Source organism: Pseudomonas sp. W15Feb34 (genome assembly GCF_023127765.1).
Taxonomy (GTDB): domain Bacteria; phylum Pseudomonadota; class Gammaproteobacteria; order Pseudomonadales; family Pseudomonadaceae; genus Aquipseudomonas; species Aquipseudomonas synxantha_A.
In genome coordinates, this window is the sequence record NZ_SPKN01000042.1 from 104,298 (window position 1) to 125,853 (window position 21,556).

17 protein-coding genes are annotated in these 21,556 nt (G+C 60.6%); 10 read left to right on the plus strand and 7 right to left on the minus strand.

Annotated features, from left to right (window positions below; all coding sequences use genetic code 11):
• Nucleotides 1–129 precede the first annotated feature (129 nt).
• Nucleotides 130–948, plus strand: a complete 819-nt coding sequence (locus tag E4O97_RS19425) for a pyruvate, water dikinase regulatory protein (protein ID WP_003193298.1) — start codon at nucleotides 130–132, stop codon at nucleotides 946–948.
• A 104-nt stretch (nucleotides 949–1,052) separates the two neighbouring features.
• Here E4O97_RS19425 and E4O97_RS19430 read toward each other — a convergent pair whose 3' ends face one another.
• Complete coding sequence (locus tag E4O97_RS19430) at nucleotides 1,053–2,477, minus strand: PLP-dependent aminotransferase family protein (RefSeq protein WP_248161989.1); 1,425 nt, start codon at nucleotides 2,475–2,477, stop codon at nucleotides 1,053–1,055.
• Nucleotides 2,478–2,586: 109 nt separating this feature from the next.
• Between E4O97_RS19430 and E4O97_RS19435 the strand changes: the two genes are divergently transcribed.
• From E4O97_RS19435 to E4O97_RS19455, 5 genes are read left to right on the plus strand one after another with little or no spacing between them, the layout of a single operon-like run.
• Entirely contained in the window at nucleotides 2,587–3,531 is a 945-nt protein-coding gene (locus tag E4O97_RS19435) for an EamA family transporter (RefSeq protein ID WP_032879916.1), read from the plus strand.
• Between the two features lie 23 nt (nucleotides 3,532–3,554).
• A complete protein-coding gene (moeB, locus tag E4O97_RS19440) occupies nucleotides 3,555–5,417 on the plus strand; it encodes a molybdopterin-synthase adenylyltransferase MoeB (protein WP_248161991.1) in 1,863 nt (620 codons plus the stop codon).
• Between the two features lie 16 nt (nucleotides 5,418–5,433).
• Nucleotides 5,434–6,348: a cysteine synthase family protein gene (locus E4O97_RS19445; RefSeq protein ID WP_057701141.1), complete on the plus strand. Its 915-nt coding sequence runs from the start codon at nucleotides 5,434–5,436 to the stop codon at nucleotides 6,346–6,348.
• 37 nt (nucleotides 6,349–6,385) lie between these two features.
• Nucleotides 6,386–7,378 (plus strand): serine O-acetyltransferase, encoded by a 993-nt coding sequence (locus tag E4O97_RS19450; RefSeq protein ID WP_248161992.1) that lies wholly within the window; start codon nucleotides 6,386–6,388, stop codon nucleotides 7,376–7,378.
• Between the two features lie 2 nt (nucleotides 7,379–7,380).
• Complete coding sequence (locus tag E4O97_RS19455) at nucleotides 7,381–8,121, plus strand: alanyl-tRNA editing protein (protein WP_032879914.1); 741 nt, start codon at nucleotides 7,381–7,383, stop codon at nucleotides 8,119–8,121.
• A gap of 134 nt (nucleotides 8,122–8,255) precedes the next feature.
• On the opposite strand, the gene prpD is transcribed toward E4O97_RS19455, so the two are convergent.
• The 6 genes from prpD to E4O97_RS19485 all read right to left on the minus strand — a co-directional run bounded on the left by prpD (nucleotide 8,256) and on the right by E4O97_RS19485 (nucleotide 16,672).
• Entirely contained in the window at nucleotides 8,256–9,740 is a 1,485-nt protein-coding gene (gene prpD, locus E4O97_RS19460; protein ID WP_248161993.1) for a 2-methylcitrate dehydratase, read from the minus strand.
• Nucleotides 9,741–9,918: 178 nt separating this feature from the next.
• Nucleotides 9,919–11,109, minus strand: coding sequence for a 2-methylaconitate cis-trans isomerase PrpF (prpF, locus tag E4O97_RS19465; RefSeq protein ID WP_248131133.1), 1,191 nt, complete (start codon nucleotides 11,107–11,109; stop codon nucleotides 9,919–9,921).
• A gap of 11 nt (nucleotides 11,110–11,120) precedes the next feature.
• Nucleotides 11,121–13,715, minus strand: coding sequence for a Fe/S-dependent 2-methylisocitrate dehydratase AcnD (gene acnD / locus E4O97_RS19470; RefSeq protein WP_032879911.1), 2,595 nt, complete (start codon nucleotides 13,713–13,715; stop codon nucleotides 11,121–11,123).
• Nucleotides 13,716–13,898: 183 nt separating this feature from the next.
• Nucleotides 13,899–15,026 (minus strand): 2-methylcitrate synthase, encoded by a 1,128-nt coding sequence (gene prpC, locus E4O97_RS19475; RefSeq protein ID WP_005790404.1) that lies wholly within the window; start codon nucleotides 15,024–15,026, stop codon nucleotides 13,899–13,901.
• A gap of 42 nt (nucleotides 15,027–15,068) precedes the next feature.
• Nucleotides 15,069–15,962: a methylisocitrate lyase gene (prpB, locus tag E4O97_RS19480; protein WP_032879910.1), complete on the minus strand. Its 894-nt coding sequence runs from the start codon at nucleotides 15,960–15,962 to the stop codon at nucleotides 15,069–15,071.
• On the minus strand, nucleotides 15,959–16,672 hold the full coding sequence (locus E4O97_RS19485) for a GntR family transcriptional regulator (RefSeq protein WP_032879909.1): 714 nt from the start codon (nucleotides 16,670–16,672) through the stop codon (nucleotides 15,959–15,961). Before E4O97_RS19485 ends, prpB begins: the two co-directional genes overlap by 4 nt.
• Nucleotides 16,673–16,943: 271 nt before the next feature.
• Between E4O97_RS19485 and E4O97_RS19490 the strand changes: the two genes are divergently transcribed.
• From E4O97_RS19490 to pabB, 4 genes are all read left to right on the plus strand, one after another.
• Nucleotides 16,944–17,480 (plus strand): ATP-dependent zinc protease, encoded by a 537-nt coding sequence (locus E4O97_RS19490; protein WP_032879908.1) that lies wholly within the window; start codon nucleotides 16,944–16,946, stop codon nucleotides 17,478–17,480.
• Between the two features lie 5 nt (nucleotides 17,481–17,485).
• Entirely contained in the window at nucleotides 17,486–19,018 is a 1,533-nt protein-coding gene (locus E4O97_RS19495; protein ID WP_032879907.1) for an inactive transglutaminase family protein, read from the plus strand.
• Complete coding sequence (locus E4O97_RS19500; protein WP_005790412.1) at nucleotides 19,018–20,004, plus strand: alpha-L-glutamate ligase-like protein; 987 nt, start codon at nucleotides 19,018–19,020, stop codon at nucleotides 20,002–20,004. Before E4O97_RS19495 ends, E4O97_RS19500 begins: the two co-directional genes overlap by 1 nt.
• Nucleotides 20,005–20,105: 101 nt before the next feature.
• Nucleotides 20,106–21,449, plus strand: coding sequence for an aminodeoxychorismate synthase component I (gene pabB, locus E4O97_RS19505; protein WP_248161994.1), 1,344 nt, complete (start codon nucleotides 20,106–20,108; stop codon nucleotides 21,447–21,449).
• Nucleotides 21,450–21,556 lie beyond the last annotated feature (107 nt).

Here is a 21,556-nt window from a genome sequence, read left to right on the forward strand (position 1 = left end):
CAGTAGGAGCTAACGCCAGCGCTTGTGGCCTGGACCTGGAAAATAAGTGAGAATGCGGCCCACTGCGGGACGGCAAAATCGCGCCTATCATATCCAAGATTCGCCATCAGCTTAAGGCCCAGGGCTCAAATGAAACGATCTGCTTTCTTTATTTCCGACGGCACCGGCATCACAGCCGAAACACTGGGCCAGAGCCTGCTTGCGCAGTTCGAAAACATTACCTTCGCCAAATTCACCCGGCCTTATATAGACAGCGTGGATAAAGCGCGGGCCATGGTACAACAAATCAATCTGGCGGCTGAAAAAGACGGTTTTCGCCCGATCATTTTCGACACCATCGTCAATCAAGACATTCGTGAGATTCTCGCAACGTCGAATGGTTTCATGATCGACATTTTCTCGACCTTCCTGGCGCCATTGGAACAGGAGTTGAGTGAGCATTCTTCATACTCTGTCGGAAAGTCCCATTCCATCGGGCATAACTCCAACTATATGGAGCGCATCGAGGCGGTGAACTTTGCCCTCGACAACGATGATGGCGCCCGCACCCACTACTACGACAAGGCCGACCTGATCCTGGTGGGCGTGTCGCGTTGCGGCAAGACCCCGACCTGTCTGTACATGGCCATGCAATTCGGTATCCGTGCGGCCAACTACCCGCTGACCGAAGACGATATGGAGCACCTGACGCTGCCCGCCGCCCTGCGCGCCCACTCGCACAAACTGTTCGGCCTGACCATCGACCCGGACCGCCTGACCGCCATCCGTAACGAACGCAAGCCCAACAGCCGCTACTCCAGCTATGCGCAGTGCGAATTCGAAGTGCGTGAAGTGGAAAATCTGTTCCGTCGCGAGAATATTGCACACATCAATTCCACGCATTTTTCGGTGGAAGAGATTTCGGCAAAGATTTTGGTTGAGAAGGGTGTGGAGCGGCGCTTCAAGTGATCTCTGTCGCCTGATCTGACGCTATCGCAGGCAAGCCAGCTCCCACAGTTGGAATGCGTTCCCCTGTGGGAGCTGGCTTGCCTGCGATGAACGGTAACGCGGATTTACAGATGAAACCGCCCCCCCCCCTGCCCCAACGCCGTCGCCAGCGCATCAAACCCCTCGCGCAGTAACTGATCATCGCCAGACGTATTGCAGATACTCGCCCGAATAAACTGCGGCACCGCCGTCTGCCCCACGGCAAACGCCTCGGCGGTGGCGATCAGGTAATTGTTCTGCCTGAGCTCTGCCTCGATTTCCGACGCACGCCATGGCTCCGGCACTTCGATCCAGAAATGCGGGCTGTTGAGGTGGGTGCGATACGCCAGCCCGATCAATAAATCCTCGACCAAGGTCTTGCGGCGGCTGATTTCGTTGATTTGTTGGCGCAACAGATATTCCGCCGTGCCGTTTTCGATCCACTGGGTGGCCAGTTCCAGGGTCACAGGCGTCGCCATCCAGCAGGTCGAGCGCAACGCCGCGGAAATGCGACTGACCAGCGCGGGCGGTGCGTGGACGTAGCCTACCCGCAACCCTGCCGACACCGCTTTGCTCAGACTGCTGATCAAAATCGTACGCTCAGGCGCGAAATAGCTGAGGGGCGGCGGGCGATCCTCAACCAGCACGCCGTGGGCTTCGTCCTCGAGAATCAGCAGGTTGTGCTCACGACACACCTTGGCCAAGGCTTCGCGACGCGCCACCGACAACACCGCCGTCGTGGGATTCTGAATAGTCGGCGTGCAGTACAACGCCGAAATGCGGTGATTACGACAGACCTCATCCAGCGCCGTGGGCAACACGCCTTCTTCATCCATTTCCAGGCCAATCAGGCGCACGCCCAACATGCGCGCAGCCGTAATCAGCCCAGGATAAGTCAGTTGCTCGGTGACTACCGTATCGCCAGCACGCAGCAGCGCCATCATCGCGCACAGCAAACCGTGCTGGCCGCCGTTGACGCAGATGACCTGCTCTGGAATCGGATGAAAATCGCGCTGCACCAGCCATTGCGCCCCGGCTTCACGGTAACGCGGCAAGCCGGCGTCGGGGGTATAGGCGCTGATGTCCTGCAGGAACTTGGCGTTGGTCGACAGCGTTTGGAAGCTCTGGGCAAGAAACACCGTTTCCTGCCCCGGAATGTGCATGTTGCGACTCATGTCGAAGTACTGGCGCGGCTCCTCGCTGAAATTGCGAAAGCCTTCATCACGCTGACGCTCCATCCCACGCTTGCGCACGAAGGTTCCGTCACCGACCCGTGCAACCACCAAGCCCAGGCGCTCCAGCTCACCGTAGGCCCGGCTGATGGTGCCAATGGTCACCCCCAGGTTGTCGGACAGCACCCGATGGGGCGGCAGTTTTCGTCCCGGTTCAATCAAGCCTTCGAGGATGCCCCGCTCCATCACATCAGACAGGCGCTTGTACTTCACGCCCTGCCCATTGGACAGGCCCTCACGCATAATTGACACCATGTCAATATTTGTTTTGACAGCCATCTTTCGCCCTAATAGTGTGCTTTTACGGGTTCAATCGCCGATAAACATAACTCATTACAAGTTCAATATAGAGTTCAATTCCGGCTCAGGGAAGCAATAAAAGATGCCAATGTCCGCCGTTCTCGAAAACACTGCAAAAACAAAAACTCAAAAACAGTGGCTCGCCGGGCTGGTGACCAGCTTGATGTTTCTGATCGTGTGCCTGAGTTGGGGCACTACATGGCTGGGCATCAAGATCGCCGTAGAGAGCGTGCCGCCGCTGACATCCGCCGGGCTGCGCTTTCTGATCGCGTTTCCGCTGTTCCTGTGTTTTGCCATGGTGCGTCGCGAGCCGATCCTGTTCCCACGGGAAAGCCGCTGGTTCTTTGTGTTTGTGACCCTGTCGTACTTCAGCGTTCCCTATTACCTGCTCAACTATGGCGAGATGCACGTGTCATCCGGCCTGACGGCCCTGCTGTTCAGCTGCATGCCGGTATTCATCCTGATCTTTTCGGCGCTGTTCCTGCGTGAGCGCATCTACTTCTCCCAGGTCGTTGGCATCGGTATCGGGTTTGGCAGCCTCTACATGATCATCAAGAGCCAGGGCCTGCACCTGGACCACGCCGAGTTCTTCGGGGTGTTGGCGATACTGAGCGCCGCGATCATGCACGCGTTGTGCTACGTGATTACCAAGCAGAAAGGCAGTGCCATCAGCGTGATTACCTACAACACCCTGCCCATCGGCATCGCCGGGCTGATGTTGTTCGTCGCCGGCCTGTGGTTTGAAACGCCAGCCTTCAATGACATCACCCTGCGCTCCTGGACTGCACTGTTCTACCTCGGGCTGGTGGCCTCGGTAGGCGGGTTTATTGTGTATTTCATGCTGCTCAAGCGCCTGAGCCCGATCATCCTGTCGTTCGTCTTCATCATCTTCCCGGTGTTCGCGGTGATCATCGGTGCCTGGTACGAAGGCGTGGAAATTTCCCGCGACCTTATGCTGTATTCGGCGATTCTGCTGGCCGGCTTTGCGATCACCAAGCTGCCGGTTGAAAAACTCCTGGCCAAGAAAAAATGACCCTCAACCAACGCGAGAGAAACATGGAAGTCCTCCGCCCCACCGCCCTGGAACAGATCTACGCCCACGCCAGCCGCAGCTACCCAGAAGAGTGCTGCGGCTTCGTCTTCGCCGACGGCAGTGTGTACCTGGGCAGCAATATCCAGAACGAGCTGCACCACAAGAACTCCCAGATGTACCCCCGCAGCGCGGCCAACGGCTACACCTTCTCGGTGGCCGATACCCTGCTGCTGAACAAGGCGTTTCGCAGCGACAATCCGGTGGTGGTGATCTATCACTCCCACCCGGATGTCGGCGCCTATTTCAGTGATGAAGACCAGGACAAGGCGCTGTTCATGGGGGAGCCGATCTACCCCGTCAGCTATCTGGTGGTGGATGTTCGCCAACGCCAGGTCCTGGGTTCAAAACTGTTTGCCTGGGATGGCAAGCATTTCGCACCTCAACCCTTCAACGACCTGCACACGGAGTTGTCCATGAACGCTGTCTCTTTCCCCGACATTCTGGTTCGCGTGGCCAAGCTGCCGGAATCGACCCTTGAGGGCGCCGGATCGACATTGCGCGAAGTCATTGAAAATCTCTGCACCAATCACCCCCAATTGCGTCAGCACCTGTTCCATGAAAAGAACAACCAGCTCAAGGAACATTTCCTGTTTACCGCCGAGGAGGCGCTGATCGAAGCCGATGAAGTCCTGCCGCCAAAATCCCGGATCGAAGTGTTGCTCGCCACCTCAGGCGGCATGGACATCGACACCCTGAGCAACGAAGAAGTGCAGCGCTACGTGCGCCACATCACCCTGCCGGGCGTCGGCCGCGAAGGCCAATTGAACCTGAAGAAAGCCAAAGTTCTGGTCATCGGCACCGGGGGCCTGGGCTCGCCCATCAGCCTGTACCTGGCAGCGGCAGGCATCGGCACCCTGGGGCTGGTGGATTTTGACGTGGTGGAAAGCAGCAACCTGCAGCGCCAGATTGTCCATGGCAACAGCACCCTGGGAATGCCCAAGGTCGAGTCCGCCAAGCAACGCCTGCTGGACCTCAACCCTCATATCCGGATCAATGCGCACAACACCGCGCTTGACACCGACAACGCTCTGGAACTTGTGGGCGCCTATGACCTGGTGATCGACGGTACCGATAATTTCGATACCCGCTACCTGGTCAACGATGCTTGCGTACAGTTGGGCAAACCTTTGGTCTATGGCGCCATCTACCGTTTCGACGGGCAGATCAGCGTGCTCAACTACAAAGGCGGGCCGTGCTATCGCTGCCTGTTTCCCAAGGCCCCGCCCGCAGAACTGGCGCCCAATTGCAGCGCCGGCGGCGTGATCGGCGTGCTGCCGGGTGTGGTAGGAATGATCCAGGCCACCGAGGCGATCAAATTGCTGATCGGCATTGGCGAACCTTTATCCGGCCGCTTGATGCGCTTTGACGCGCTGGCGATGAAGTTCAGCGAGATCCGCTTCAAGCGCCGCCTCGACTGCCCCTGCTGCTCGGAGCTGCGCAGCAGCGAAAGCGCCGCCCCCACGGCATGTGCCGATGCCGTACCGAGCCAACCGTCGCTGGCGGCAGAACGCTACATCAAGCCTCAGAACCTCAAGCAGGTGCTTGAGCACCCCAACAGCGCCGATGTATTGCTGGACGTGCGCGACGCCAGCGAATTGGAAGTGTGCAAGCTGCCAGGCGTGTTGCACATTCCCCTGGCCGAACTGGATGGGCAACTCGACAACCTCAGCCGAGACAACACCCATTACCTGATCTGCTACGCGGGCACCCGAGCCGAACAAGCCGCCAGCACCCTGCTGGCAGCCGGGTTCGCGAACACCAAAGTCCTGCAGGGCGGCATGAAGCACTGGGTTCGCGACGTCGAACCCGACATGCCTCTGTACTGATCGTGGAGACTTGCTGATGCTGCATAACTCCATTCTCGACGTCATCGGCCAAACGCCTATCGTGCGCCTGGCCCAGTTTTCCGAAGACCTCGGCATCGAAGTCTACGCCAAGCTGGAATCCCTCAACCCCGGTGGCAGCCACAAGGCGCGCATCGCCTTGGGCATGATCCTCGATGCCGAGCGCCGTGGCGTACTGATCCGCGACTCCGGGCAAACCATCATCGAACCCAGCGGCGGCAACACCGGCATTGGCCTGGTGATGGCCGGCAATGTCCTGGGCTATAAAGTGGTGCTGGTGATCCCTGACAACTACAGCCCCGAAAAGCAGAAATTGCTACGCCTGTATGGTGCCAAAGTGGTGCTGTCAGACAGCCGCCTGGGCAACAACTCCCACGGCGAAAAGTGCATGGAACTGCAGTTGGAAAACCCCAACTTCGTGATGCTCAACCAGCAGCGCAACGGCGCCAACCCGCAGACCCACCGCGACACCACCGCGCCGGAGATCATCCGCGCCTTCGGTGATCAGCGCGTGGACTACTTCGTCAGCGGCATCGGCACAGGTGGCCATATCACCGGCATTGGCGAAACCCTCAAGGCCGCCTGGCCAGCGATCCGCGTGATGGGCGTGGAGCCGCAGGAATGCGACCTGCTCAAAGACCAGCACGCTGCGCACGCAATCCAGGGCCTGTCGATTGGCCTGATCCCGAGCATCCTCAACCTGGACGTGATCGACGGCATGCTCAAGGTGTCGCACTCGGCGTGCCTGGACATGATCAAACGCATCATGCGCACCGACGCCATCAGCCTGGGGCTGTCCTCCGCCGCCAACATGGTTGCCATCGCCCAACTCGCCCCCGAACTGCCGCCTGAAACGGTGGTGCTGACCATGGTCTACGACAATGCCGACAGCTACCTGCCCAGTTTCGAGTAACGGGTTTTTCAATCATCCAGAATGCGGGGGTGCCTCCATGGGGGGCTTTATCGACATGCAACTGCTGCACGATGAGTTGCTTACCCATCTCATCACGACCCTGACGCCCGGGCAGATGAAGCAGTTGGAACCACACCTGGCGCCACTGATCCAGAACGCCGCCCAAGCAGTGGCCGAGGACCTGATCGCCTACGCCTATCGAGATCCGGCATCGCGTGGGCGCGGTGAGTTGATCCTGGAATCCTATGCATCGTTCAAGGCAGTGCTGTTCTATCGTCTTGCGCACCAGGTGTGGAATTTCCCCGACACGGGCCATGGGATGTTTTCGCGCATGGCACTCAAGCTCAGCAACCAGGGCAAGATTCTCTCCGGTGCCGAGATTCATCCGGCGGCGCGTATCGGCCGGCGCTTTGTACTGGACCATGGCTATGGCACCGTCATCGGCGAAACCTGCGTGATCGGCAACGACTGCTACATCCTGTGCGGCGTGACCCTGGGAGCCCGCGGCATCGCCAACAATCCGGACGGCAAGCGCCACCCGCGCCTGGGCAACAACGTCGAGGTGGGCGCCGGTGCCCGGGTGCTGGGCTACGTGTCGATCGGCGACAACGTATTTATCAGCCCCTCCTGCGTGATCACCCAGGACGTACCGGCAGGCACCAAGGTCAAGGTAGTCAACCAGATCCAGTTGCAAAAAAACGACGAATCGGACCGCAGCAATTACCTAGGCGCCTTTGCCCTGGATGAGCGCTTGCACGTCGTCGGTGAGGTGAGTGCCGGTCATAAGGTCACGGTGCTGGATGCCGACTTTCATCCGCTGCAAGGGTTAATGCTCGAACCCACGGTGAAAGAGCGCCACCACCTGCAATTTCGTCTGCACCGTGTCGATACCGGCGAACAACTGCCGCGCTTGCCGCTGAACCTGAAAGTCTGCGGGCCGGAATTTGAAATCACCCTGCTCTCTCCCCCTGGCTTGAGCGCGATGGTGCGCCATCTCTTGCAAGCCAGCCCACTGATCGTTGGAGGTTGAACATGTCCGTGCATACCATGGAAACCCTGGCGCTGTTCGACAGCGCGCCCTATCAGAACGCGTTCAGCGCCCGGGTTATTGCGGTCAGTGAACACGGCATCGCCCTGGAGCACACACTGTTCTACCCCACCGGCGGCGGGCAACCGGGCGATACCGGCCATTTCACCCTGCCCGATGGCACGCGGGTCGAGGTGACAGGTACCGTGCGCGATCCGGTGTTGCGCTCGATCATCTGGCATCAGGTTGACCATTGCCCCGAGCAGTTGACGGCGGGCATCCAGGTAGACGCCGGCCTGGATTGGGAGCGGCGCTACCAGCACATGAAAATGCACACCTGCCTGCATTTGTTGTGCTCGCTCATTGACGCGCCCGTGACCGGTTGCAGCATCAGTGCGGATAAAGGCCGACTGGATTTCGACCTGCCGGAAATGACCCTGGACAAAGACGGTCTAACCCGTGACCTCAACGCCCTGATCGAGCAGGCCCACGCGGTGAAGACCCTGTCGATGCCCGCCACCGAATACGCGACCTTGCTACAGATCACCCGCACCCAGGCGGTTGCGCCACCGGTGGTGTCGGGCTCGGTACGGGTGATTGAGATCCCCGGCATCGATATCCAGCCATGCGGCGGCACCCATGTGCTCAACACCGAGGAAATCGGCCGGGTGTTCTGCGAGAAAATCGAAAAGAAGAGCAAGCACAACCGCAGGGTGATACTGCGGTTTGAACAAGCTTGCGCCTGACCCGATAGTTGCCCCAATGGAGGAAAAATGTGGGAGGGGGCTTGCTCCCGATAGGGGTGGACCAGTCAATGAATCTGTTGACTGACACCCAGCTATCGGGAGCAAGCCCCCTCCCACATTGGCCGCGTTGTTTTTTAGATCACCAACAGATCCATGAAACGGTTCACAGCCGTCGCCTCAAGCCGTGCCTGATCCTTGCACAACGCAACAATCTCGGCGCTGCGCTGCGCAGTGAACCGCGTCGCCAGGTTGGCTTTGAACTTGTCTTCCAGCAATGGGATACCGTCCACCCGACGGCGGCGATGGCCAATCGGGTATTCCACCGCTACCTGCTCAGTGCAGGTGCCATCCATAAAGAACACCTGCACCGCATTGGCAATGGAACGCTTGTCCGCCTCCAGGTATTCGCGGCTATAGCGTGGGTCTTCAACGATGACCATCTTGTCGCGCAGCTCGTCGATGATCGGGTGGGCCGCGTGGAAATCATCTTCGTAGTGCTCGGCCACCAGATTGCCGAACACCAAGGGCACGGCGGTCATGTATTGCAGGCAGTGGTCGCGATCGGCAGCGTTGGCCAATTGGCCAACCTTGGAAATAATCCGAATCGCCGACTCATGGGTGCTGATCACGATACGTTCGATTTCATGCAGACGATGCTTGACCTGCGGGTGCAAGGTCACCGCCGCCTCGCAGGCGGTTTGCGCGTGGAACTCCGCCGGAAAACTGATCTTGAACAGCACGTTTTCCATCACGTAGGTGCCGTAGGCCTGAGGCAGGCTGAAGGCGCGCTTGTCTGTGGGCTTGAGCGCCAGGTCCTTGTTGGTGTGGCTGAACAACACGTCGTAGAACCCCCACTGCGGCGCACTCAACACACCGGGGATGCCCATTTCGCCACGCAGGGCGATATCCGCCAGGCGCACACCACGGCTCGATGCATCGCCTGCGGCCCAGGATTTGCGCGAGCCGGCATTCGGTGCATGGCGATAGGTGCGCAACGCCTGCCCATCAACGAAAGCGTGAGACAAGGCCGACAGCAGTTGTTCACGATTGGCGCCCATCAGCTTGGCGGTGACCGCGGTGGAGGCGACTTTGACCAGCAGCACATGGTCAAGGCCGACGCGGTTGAAAGAGTTTTCCAGGGCGATCACCCCCTGGATTTCGTGGGCCATGATCATCGCTTCCAGCACCGCACGTACGGTGAGCGGCGCCTCGCCATTGGCCACGCGTTTTTGCGAAAGGTGATCGGCCACGGCGAGAATGCCCCCGAGGTTGTCCGAAGGGTGGCCCCATTCAGCGGCGAGCCAGGTGTCGTTGTAGTCGAGCCAGCGCACGATGCAGCCAATGTCCCAGGCGGCCTTGACCGGGTCGAGGCGAAACGAAGTGCCCGGCACGCGCGCGCCGAACGGCACCACGGTGCCCTCCACTATCGGCCCCAGGTGCTTGGTGCACTCGGGGAACCGCAGGGCCAGCAGGCCACAGCCAAGGGTGTCCATCAGGCAATTGCGGGCGGTGTCCAGTGCATCCCGGGATTCGATGCGGTAGTTGAGGACATAGTCGGCGATGTCCTGCAAAACCTGGTCGTAGTCGGGGCGGTTGTTCTGGTCGACGTTGGCGCTCATGGCAGTTCTCCTAAAAGTTGGGTTGTTCCATCCTCAGGGTCAGGGTTAATCGTTGCGCAGGTCTGATTGCCTGCTTGTATCCCTGTGGGAGGGGGCTTGCTCCCGATGACGGTGGGTCAGTTAATGAATGGGGCGACTGACACCCTGCTATCGGGAGCAAGCCCCCTCCCACATAAAGCTAAAAAGCGTCACCGGGGACGCGCACGAAACCTTCCATCAACACCCGCGCACTGCGGCTCATGATGGCTTTCTTCACCACCCATTCACCGTTCACTTGGCTGGCTTCGGCACCGACGCGCAAGGTGCCGGACGGATGCCCGAAGCGCACGGCATTGCGCTCCACGCCGCCCGCCGCCAGGTTGACCAGGGTGCCGGAGATCGCCGCCGCCGTGCCGATCGCTACCGCCGCCGTACCCATCATGGCGTGGTGCAGTTTGCCCATGGACAAAGCACGCACCAACAGATCCACATCGCCGGCCTTGATTACCTTGCCGCTTGAGGCCACGTAGTCCGCAGGCCTGGCCACGAACGCAACCTTGGGTGTGTGCTGGCGCTGAGCGGCCTCGTCCAGGTGCTTGATCAGGCCCATGCGCAACGCGCCATAAGCCCGTACCGTCTCGAACATGGCCAGGGCCTTGGGGTCGCTGTTGATCGCGCCCTGCAGTTCGGTACCGGTGTAGCCGAGGTCTTGAGCGTTAATGAAAATGGTCGGAATACCGGCGTTGATCAACGTGGCCTTGAAGGTGCCCACGCCCGGTACTTCCAGGTCGTCGATGAGGTTGCCGGTGGGGAACATCGAACCACCGCCGCCCTCTTCTTCCGCCGCCGGGTCGATGAATTCCAGCTGGACTTCGGCGGCCGGGAAGGTCACACCGTCCAGTTCGAAGTCGCCGGTTTCCTGCACCGCGCCGTTGGTGATCGGCACATGGGCGATGATGCTCTTGCCAATATTGGCCTGCCATATCCGCACCACCGCCACCCCGTTCTCGGGCACGCGGGCCGGGTCAACCAGGCCCGCGCTGATGGCGAACGAGCCCACTGCGGCCGACAGGTTGCCGCAGTTGCCACTCCAATCGACAAACGGCTTGTCGATGGAGACCTGGCCGAACAGATAGTCCACGTCGTGATCGGCGCGGGCGCTTTTGGCCAGGATCACGGTTTTGCTGGTACTTGAAGTGGCACCGCCCATGCCGTCGATCTGCTTGTCGTAAGGGTCGGGGCTGCCGATGACCCGCAGCAACAAGGCATCGCGGGCCGCCCCCGGCACCTGAGCGACTTCGGGCAGGTCCTTGAGGCTGAAGAACACGCCCTTGCTGGTGCCGCCACGCATGTAGGTGGCGGGGATCTTGATTTGCGCTACGTGTGCCATGGTAGTCCTCTTCAGGCGGTGGCCGCCGATTCCAGGAAATCCTGGGCAAAACGTTGCAACACGCCGCCCGCCTCGTAGATCGACACTTCTTCGGCAGTATCCAGGCGGCACGTCACCGGCACCTCGACACGTTCACCATTCCTGCGGTTGATCACCAGGGTCAGTTGCGCGCGCGGGGTGCGCTCGCCGATCACGTCATAGGTTTCACTGCCGTCGATCTTGAGGGTGTGGCGGTCGGTGCCCGGCAGGAATTCCAGCGGCAACACGCCCATGCCCACCAGATTGGTGCGGTGAATGCGCTCGAAGCCTTCGGCGGCAATCGCTTCCACACCGGCCAGGCGCACGCCCTTGGCGGCCCAGTCGCGGGACGAGCCCTGGCCGTAGTCGGCACCGGCGATGATGATCAGCGGTTGCTTGCGCTCCATGTAGGTTTCAATCGCTTCCCACATCCGCGTGACCTTGCCTTCCGGCTCGATTCGCGCCAGCGAGCCCTGCTTGACCTTGCCGTTTTCCTGCACCATTTCGTTGAACAGTTTCGGGTTGGCGAAGGTGGCGCGCTGCGCCGTCAGATGGTCACCGCGATGGGTCGCGTAGGAGTTGAAGTCGACTTCCGGCAAGCCCATCTTCGCCAGGTATTCCCCGGCGGCACTGCCCGGCATGATCGCGTTGGACGGCGACAGGTGGTCGGTGGTGATGTTGTCCGGCAGCACCGCCAGCGGGCGCATACCCTTGAGCGGCCGCGCGCCGGCCAGCGCGCCTTCCCAGTACGGCGGGCGACGGATGTAGGTGCTCTGCGGGCGCCAGTCATACAGCGGGGTGACTTTGGGGCCGGTGTCTTCGTGAATCGCGAACATGGGGATGTACACCGCACGGAACTGCTCGGGCTTGACCGATGCCTTGACCACCGCGTCGATCTCTTCGTCGCTCGGCCAGATATCCTGCAGGCGAATTTCCTTGCCGTCGGCATCCAGGCCGAGCACGTCCTTCTCGATATCGAAACGGATGGTGCCGGCAATCGCATAGGCCACCACCAGCGGCGGCGAAGCCAGGAAGGCTTGCTTGGCGTAAGGGTGAATGCGCCCGTCGAAATTGCGGTTGCCCGACAACACGGCGGTGGCGTACAGGTCGCGGTCGATGATTTCCTGCTGGATCACCGGGTCGAGCGCGCCGGACATACCGTTGCAGGTGGTGCAAGCAAAGGCCACCACGCCGAAACCGAGCTTTTCCAGCTCATGGCCCAGGCCGGCCTCTTCCAGGTACATGGCCACGGTTTTCGAGCCCGGCGCCAGCGACGACTTGACCCACGGCTTGCGGGCCAAGCCGAGCTTGTTGGCGTTACGTGCCAGAAGCCCCGCCGCGATGACGTTGCGCGGGTTACTGGTGTTGGTGCAACTGGTGATGGCCGCAATGATCACCGCCCCGTCGGGCATTTGCCCTGGCACTTCGTCCCATTGGCCGCTGATGCCTTTGGACGCCAGGTCGCGGGTGGCAACACGGGCGTGTGGGTTGCTGGGCCCGGCCATGTTGCGCACGACGCTGGACAGGTCGAAGGTCAGGCCACGCTCGTACTGAGCCCCCTTGAGGTCATCGGCCCACAGACCGGTGTGGCGCGCGTACTGTTCGACCAGGGCGACTTGTTCGTCTTCTCGGCCAGTGAGTTTGAGGTAGGCGATGGTCTGCTGATCGATATAGAACATCGCTGCAGTGGCGCCGTATTCAGGAGCCATGTTGGAGATGGTCGCACGGTCGCCCAGGGTCAGTGCACTAGCCCCTTCGCCGAAGAACTCCAGCCAGGCGCCGACCACTTTCTGCTGGCGCAGGAACTCGGTGAGTGCCAGCACCATATCGGTGGCGGTGATGCCCGGTTGCAGCTTGCCGGTCAGTTCCACGCCGACGCTTTCCGGCAGGCGCATCCACGACGCACGGCCGAGCATCACGCTCTCGGCCTCCAGGCCGCCGACGCCAATGGCGATCACGCCCAGGGCATCGACGTGGGGAGTATGACTGTCAGTACCGACGCAGGTATCCGGGAAGGCTACGCCGTCACGGACCTGAATCACCGGCGACATTTTCTCCAGGTTGATCTGGTGCATGATGCCGTTGCCCGGCGGGATGACATCGACGTTCTTGAAGGCTTTTTTGGTCCACTCGATAAAGTGGAAGCGGTCTTCATTGCGACGGTCTTCAATGGCGCGGTTTTTCTCGAACGCCTGCGGGTCAAAGCCGCCAGCCTCGACAGCCAGGGAGTGGTCGACGATCAGTTGGGTCGGCACCACCGGGTTGACCTGCGCCGGATCGCCGCCTTGCAGGGCGATGGCATCGCGCAGACCGGCAAGGTCCACCAGAGCGGTCTGGCCGAGGATGTCATGGCACACCACGCGCGCCGGGAACCAGGGGAAATCGAGATCACGTTTGCGCTCGATCAACTGGCTCAGGGATGCGTTGAGGGTGGCCGGGTCGCAACGGCGTACCAGGTTTTCGGCAAGCACGCGCGAGGTGTAAGGCAAGGTGGCGTAGGCGCCGGGGGTGATTGCTTCGACAGCCGCACGGGCGTCGAAGAAATCCAGGCGGCTGCCGGGGAGCGGTTTGCGAAATTCAGTGTTCATCGTCAGGACTCGGTCACGGTAAGTTCGAAAGGTGAACTGTCGACACTGGCTTTGTTTCCTGTGGGAGCTGGCTTGCCTGCGATTGCATCACTGCGGTGTGACAGGTACACCAAGGTGATGCCATCGCAGGCAAGCCAGCTCCCACAAAAAAGCACATTAGCCAGCGAACACAGCCCATCCCATTCAGCGACGTTCGATTGGCACGAACTTGCGCTGCTCAACGCCGATGTACTCGGCGCTTGGACGGATGATGCGGTTGTTGGCGCGCTGTTCGAACACGTGCGCGGCCCAGCCAGTCAGGCGCGAGCACACGAAGATCGGTGTGAACAATTTGGTCGGGATGCCCATGAAGTGGTACGCCGAGGCATGGTAGAAGTCGGCGTTGGGGAACAGCTTCTTCTGCTCCCACATGGTCTTGTCGATGGCTTCAGACACCGGGAACAACACCGTGTCGCCCACTTCATCAGCGAGTTTTTTCGACCAGCCCTTGATCACCTCATTACGCGGGTCGCTGTCTTTATAGATCGCGTGGCCGAAGCCCATGATCTTGTCCTTGCGCGCCAACATGCCAAGGGTGCCTTCGACCGCTTCTTCGGCCGAGGAAAAGCGCTCGATCATTTCCATCGCCGCTTCGTTGGCCCCGCCGTGCAGCGGGCCGCGCAGGGAACCGATGGCGGCAGTGACGCAGGAATACAGGTCGGACAGGGTCGAGGCGCACACCCGGGCAGTGAAGGTCGAGGCGTTGAATTCGTGCTCGGCGTAGAGAATCAGCGACACATTCATGACTTTGACGTGCAGCTCGCTGGGTTTCTTGCCGTGCAGCAGGTGCAGGAAGTGGCCGCCGATACTCGGCTCGTCGGTCACGCAGTCGATGCGCTTGCCGTCGTGGCTGAAGCGGTACCAGTAGCACATGATCGCCGGGAATGCGGCAAGCAGGCGGTCAGTGACATCGCGCTGTACGCTGAAATCTTTTTCCGGCTCGATATTGCCCAAAAACGAGCAACCGGTGCGCATCACGTCCATCGGGTGGGCGTCGGCGGGGATGCGTTCGAGCACTTCTTTCAATGCCTGGGGCAAGTCACGCAGCTTGCTCAGCTTGGCGCTGTAGGCGGCCAGTTCGGTCTTGGTCGGCAACTCGCCGTACAGCAACAGGTAGGCGACTTCTTCAAACTGCGCATCGGCGGCCAGTTCACGCACATCGTAGCCACGATAGGTCAAGCCTGCACCAGCCTGGCCCACGGTCGACAGTGCGGTCTGCCCGGCAACCTGGCCACGCAGGCCGGCGCCACTCAATACTTTTGCTTCAGCCATGTTCGTTCTCCAATCTTGAATTTATTAGGGAGGCGCACCGCATTATTTTTTCGCGGCAAACAGCGCGTCGAGCTTCTGCTCGAAGGTGTGGTAGTCGATGCGATCGTAGAGCTCCATGCGCGTTTGCATGGTGTCGATCACGTTCTGTTGGGTGCCGTCGCGACGGATCGCGGTGTAGACGTTCTCGGCGGCCTTGTTCATGGCACGGAAGGCCGAGAGCGGGTACAGCACAATGGAAACATCCGCAGATTTCAACTGTTCGGTGGTGTACAGCGGCGTCGCGCCGAACTCGGTAATGTTAGCCAGGATCGGCGCCTTTACGCGGGAAGCGAACAGCTTGTACATCTCGAGCTCGGTGATGGCTTCCGGGAAGACCATGTCGGCACCGGCTTCGATACACGCGGCGGCACGTTCAAGGGCAGACTCCAGGCCCTCGACCGCCAAGGCGTCGGTGCGCGCCATGATCACGAAGCTGTCATCGGTACGCGCATCCACGGCAGCCTTGATGCGGTCGACCATTTCCTGCTGCGACACGATCTCTTTATTGGGGCGATGCCCGCAGCGCTTGGCGCCGACCTGGTCTTCGATATGGATGGCGGCGGCGCCGAACTTGATCATCGACTTGACGGTGCGCGCCACATTGAACGCCGAGGAGCCGAAACCGGTGTCCACGTCCACCAGCAGCGGCAGGTCGCAGACGTCGGTAATGCGGCGCACGTCGGTGAGTACGTCATCCAACCCGGTAATACCCAGGTCCGGCACGCCGAGCGAGCCGGCGGCGACACCGCCACCCGACAGGTAAATAGCCTTGAAGCCGGCGCGCTTGGCCAACAACGCGTGGTTGGCATTGATTGCACCAACAACTTGCAAAGGCTGTTCGCTGGCGACTGCGTCACGGAAACGCTGGCCGGGAGTGCTGTTGTTATGGGAACTCATGACTCACCTCGTGATGAAGGAGCACCGTCCGGGAAGTGACGGGCGATGTTGCGTTTGGAGGCGCCGATATGCCGGCGCATCAACAGTTCGGCCAATTCACCATCGCGATCGGCAATCGCGTCGAGAATGCGGTGGTGTTCGGCAAATGCCTGGCGTGGACGATTGGGGGTGGCGGAAAACTGGATGCGGTACATGCGCACCAGTTGGTACAGCTCGCCGCAGAGCATTTGGGTCAGGGTGCGGTTACCGGCGCCCTGGATGATCCGGTAATGAAAGTCGAAGTCGCCTTCCTGCTGGTAGTAGCCAACACCGGCCTGGAACGCGGCATCGCGCTCATGGGTGTGCAATACCTGGCGCAGCTCTTCGATTTCCGCGTCGGTCATGCGCTCGGCAGCGAGACGGCAGGCCATGCCTTCCAGGGACTCGCGGATCTCATAGAGTTCGATCAGCTCGGCATGACTCAACGACACAACCCGTGCGCCGACGTGGGGCACGCGCACCAGCAGGCGCTGGCCTTCCAGGCGGTGGATCGCCTCGCGCAGCGGGCCGCGGCTGATGCCGTAGGTACGCGCCAGTTCCGGCTCGGAAATCTTGCTGCCGGGGGCGATTTCACCTTTGACGATGGCGGCCTGGATACGCCGAAAAACGTTCTCGGACATGGTTTGGGAATCGTCTGACGCCGCTATCGGAATTTCCGCCTGACCCAGCATATTGTCGACACCTTCAAAAGCAATGCCGCAAAAACTAGCCAATTACCCCTTAACAGTCAAAGAATAAATACACATTGTCGACAATCGTCTAATACGCCTGATTAACCAATCCAAGGCATGGCCGCCTGCCAGCGCTGGCGCCAAAAAAGCATCATGTTAGAATGCCCGGCGTATTTGCCTGACATCCCTGGATGAAACGGCGCACGAGGGAGTTTGCGCAGCAATGCCAGTCGCCTTGAATTAAACATCGCACGGCACCGCCTCAGGATTTATGAGACTCAAGCCCTTCCCCCTGTTTGTTTGCCTACTGTTGCTGCCCAGCCTTGGCTTCACCGCCGAGAAAACGGTGTATGGCCTCAATGAATACGCCAAGCTGGACGGTATCGACCTGGAAGTCGCGGCCAAGCTCGACACCGGCGCCAAGACCGCCTCGTTGAGCGCCCGCGATATCAAGCGCTTCAAGCGCAACGGCGAAACCTGGGTACGCTTCTACCTGGCCATCGACACCGCCCACTCCCACCCCATCGAACTGCCCCTGGCCCGCGTCAGCAAGATCAAGCGCCGCGCCGGCGACTACGACCCCGATGAGGACAAGAACTACACCGCCCGTCCGGTGGTTGCCCTGGATATCTGCATGGGCACTGCTTTACGCAGCATCGAAGTGAACTTGACTGACCGCAGCAGTTTCCAATACCCGCTGCTGATCGGCTCCGAAGCGCTTAAACGCTTTGATGCGCTGGTCGACCCCAGTCTTAAATATGCAGCAGGCAAACCCGCCTGCGTCGCCGACGCTCATACCGCCGAGTAAACCGAATGCGCTCTCTGACCCTGCACCTGAAAATCCTGATCACCTTCCTGGTGGTGCTCGGCATTTCGGTCACCGCCTATCAGATTTTCGTGCTGGGGATCCCCGTGACCGAGGATGCCACCGACGACTTGTGGAACATCGACGCCAAGGTCGAGTTCGTCGCCAACCCCAAGGACCCGGTCAAGATCCAGATGTTCGTGCCGCCACTGAGCCGCGACTTCGTCAGCCTTAATGAAAGCTTTATCTCCAACAACTACGGAGTCAGCGTCAACCGCATCGACGGCAACCGCAAGGTCACCTGGTCAGCGCGCCGGGCCAAGGGCAACCAGACCCTGTATTACCGCCTGGTGCTGACCAAGCGTTACAGCGGCGAAAAGGTCAAGATCAAAGGCCCGACCTTCCGCGACAGCATCGCCGTGGAAGGCCCGGAAAAAATCGCCGCCGAAGCCTTGCTGGCGCCGATCCGCCAGCACTCGGCCGACGTCGAGACCTTTATCAGCGAAGCCATCAAGCGCACCAACAACCTCAACGACGACAATGTGAAGCTGCTGCTGGCCGGCGACCCGTCGACGCCGCACAAGGCCAGGATCGTCGAGCTGCTGCTGTCCATTGCCCATGTGCCGGTGGAGAAAGTCCACACCATCCGCCTGGTGGCCGACCAGCCGCAAACCCCGGAACTGTGGCTGCGCAGCTTCAACGGCAACGACTGGCTGTACTTCAACCCGGAGACCGGTGAACAGGGCCTGCCCGCCGACCGCCTGCTGTGGTGGACCGGCGATGAAAACCTGATCACGGTCGATGGCGGCAAGAAGGCCATGGTGACCTTCAGCCTCAACAACAGCGAAATGAACGCGATTCGCCTGGCCAAGCTGACCGACGAAAACACCGACGCCAACTTCCTCGAATACTCGCTGTACGGCCTGCCGCTGCAAACCCAGCAGACCTTCATGATCATGGTGATGATCCCGATTGGCGTGCTGGTGATTCTGATCCTGCGCAACCTGATCGGCCTGCAGACCCTGGGCACCTTCACGCCGGTGCTGATCGCCCTGGCGTTCCGCGAGACGCAACTGGGCTTCGGCATTGTGCTGTTCACGATCATCACGGCACTGGGGCTGTCACTCAGGTCGTATCTGGAACATTTGAAACTGCAGATGCTGCCGAGGCTGTCGGTGGTGCTGACCTTCGTGGTGGTGCTGATCGCCGCCATCAGCCTGTTCAGCCATAAGCTGGGGCTGGAGCGTGGCTTGTCGGTGGCGCTGTTCCCGATGGTGATCCTGACGATGACCATCGAGCGACTGTCGATTACCTGGGAAGAACGCGGCGCCAACCATGCACTGAAAGTGGCGATTGGCACCCTGTTCGCCGCCTCGTTGGCCCACCTCATCATGAGCGTGCCGGAGTTGGTTTACTTCGTGTTCACCTTCCCGGCGATCCTGCTGATTCTGGTGGGCTTCATGCTGGCCATGGGTCGTTATCGCGGCTATCGCCTCACCGAGCTGGTGCGTTTCAAGGCATTCCTGAAGGCTGACTCCTGATGTTTGGCTTCTGGAAAACCTGGAAGGCCCTGGAAGCGCGCGGGATCATGGGCATCAATCGGCGTAACGCCGACTACGTGCTCAAGTACAACAAGCGCAGCCTGTACCCGATTGTGGATGACAAGATCATCACCAAGGAGCGGGCGCTGGCGGCCGGCATTCATGTGCCGGAAATGTACGGGGTGATCTCCACCGAGAAGGAAATCGACAAGCTCGACGAGATCATCGGTGGGCGCAGCGACTTCGTGATCAAGCCGGCCCAGGGTGCGGGCGGTGATGGCATCCTGGTAGTGGCCGACCGGTTTGAAGGACGCTATCGCACGGTGTCCGGCAAGATCATCAGCCATGAAGAGATCGAGCACCAGATTTCCAGCATCCTCACTGGCCTGTACTCACTGGGTGGCCACCGCGACCGGGCGCTGATCGAGTACCGCGTGGTGCCCGATCAGATCTTCAAGAGCATCAGCTACGAAGGCGTGCCGGATATCCGCATCATCGTGCTGATGGGCTACCCGGTGATGGCCATGCTGCGCCTGCCGACCCGCCAATCCGGCGGCAAGGCCAACCTGCACCAGGGCGCGATCGGCGTAGGCGTCGACCTTGCCACCGGCCTGACCCTACGCGGTACCTGGCTGAACAACATCATCACCAAGCACCCTGACACCACCAATGCGGTCGATGGTGTGCAACTGCCCAACTGGGACGGTTTCATGCAGCTTGCGGCCGGCTGCTATGAGCTGTGCGGGCTGGGCTATATCGGCGTGGACATGGTGCTGGACCAGGAAAAAGGCCCGCTGATCCTTGAATTGAATGCACGGCCGGGGCTGAATATCCAGATCGCCAATGACTGCGGGCTGACCTTGCGCACCCATGCGGTGGAGGCGCGACTGGAGGAACTCAAAGCTGCCGGCGTGACGGAAACCCCGCAAGAGCGGGTGAAGTTCGTGCAGGAGATGTTTGGGCATATACCGCCCGTGGAAGGCTGATCCGGTCTTCAAACTGTCTATCCCCGACATCCCCTCTAGGAGCAAATCCTACAGGGGACTACAATCCCCCTCCCCCGCGCCATTGGCTGATCCAACCCCGCATGTTGACCTGCTCCGTACACCCATTGCCCTACCGGGCCAACCCCGCCGAGTATTTTGCGGCGATTCGCCATGCTCCAGGCGCGGTACTGCTCGACAGCGGCCGGCCGACGGCTGAGCGCGGCCGGTATGACCTGCTCAGTGCCTGGCCCGAAGCGACATTGACGGTAGGGCCGGACGAAAGCGGCAGTGATTTCCTGCAACGCTTACGGGAAAACCTCACGCGATTGGGTGAAGCCGCAATCCCCGCGGATTTACAGTTGCCGTTCGCCGGAGGCTTGATAGGCTACCTGAGCTACGACTTCGGCCGGCACCTTGAGGCCATGCCGCACCTGGCGTTGGATGACCTGCACCTGCCGGACGCGCGCTTCGGGCTGTACGCCTGGGCGCTGATCAGCGACCACCAGGCCCGGAGCAGCCAACTGGTGTTTCATCCCACGCTGGCCGATAGCGAACGACAACGGTTGATCGCGCTGTTCAGCCACGGGACTGTCGACACCTCTGCGACGTTCAAACTCCAGGGCCCGATGGCACCAGACCTCACCGCAGAGGCCTACCGCCAAGCCATCGCGCGTATCCAGGATTACATCCAGGCCGGCGACTGCTATCAGGTCAACTTTGCCCAGCGCTTTCGCGCACCCTGCATGGGGGATCCCTGGGCAGCCTATTGCGCCCTGCGCGAAGCCTGCCCCACGCCGTTTTCCGGGTTCCAGAGCTTGCCCGATGACGGTGCGGTACTGAGCCTGTCACCGGAACGCTTTGTGCGCATCAGCGAACGCCAGGTCGAGACCCGCCCGATCAAGGGCACCCGCCCTCGCGGCGTAACACCTGCAGAAGATGCCGCCAACGCCGCCGAGTTGCTCGCCAGCCCCAAGGACCGCGCAGAAAACCTGATGATCGTCGACCTGCTGCGCAACGATCTCGGTCGCAATTGCCGCATCGGCTCAGTGAAAGTGCCAGAGCTGTTCAGCCTGGAAAGCTACCCCAACGTGCACCACCTGGTGAGCAGTGTCACCGGTGTACTGGCCGACGACAAAGACGCCCTCGACCTGATCGCCGGCAGCTTCCCCGGCGGCTCCATCACCGGCGCGCCGAAGATACGCGCGATGCAGATCATCGACGAGCTAGAGCCCACCCGCCGCGGGTTGTATTGCGGCTCGCTGGTCTACCTGGACGTGCGCGGCGAGATGGACAGCTCCATTGCCATCCGCAGTTTGCTGGTCAAGGACGGGCAGGTGTGTTGCTGGGGTGGCGGTGGGATTGTGGCGGATTCGCAGTGGCAGGCGGAGTATCAGGAGTCGCTGACGAAGGTGCGGGTGTTGTTACAGACTTTGGAAAGTTTGTAGGGCCTGTACCGGCCCTATCGGGGGCAAGCCCCCTCCCACCTTCGACCGCGCCGCGATCAAAGGTGGGAGCTGGCTTGCCTGCGATGGGGCAATCAGTCGCGTCGCAT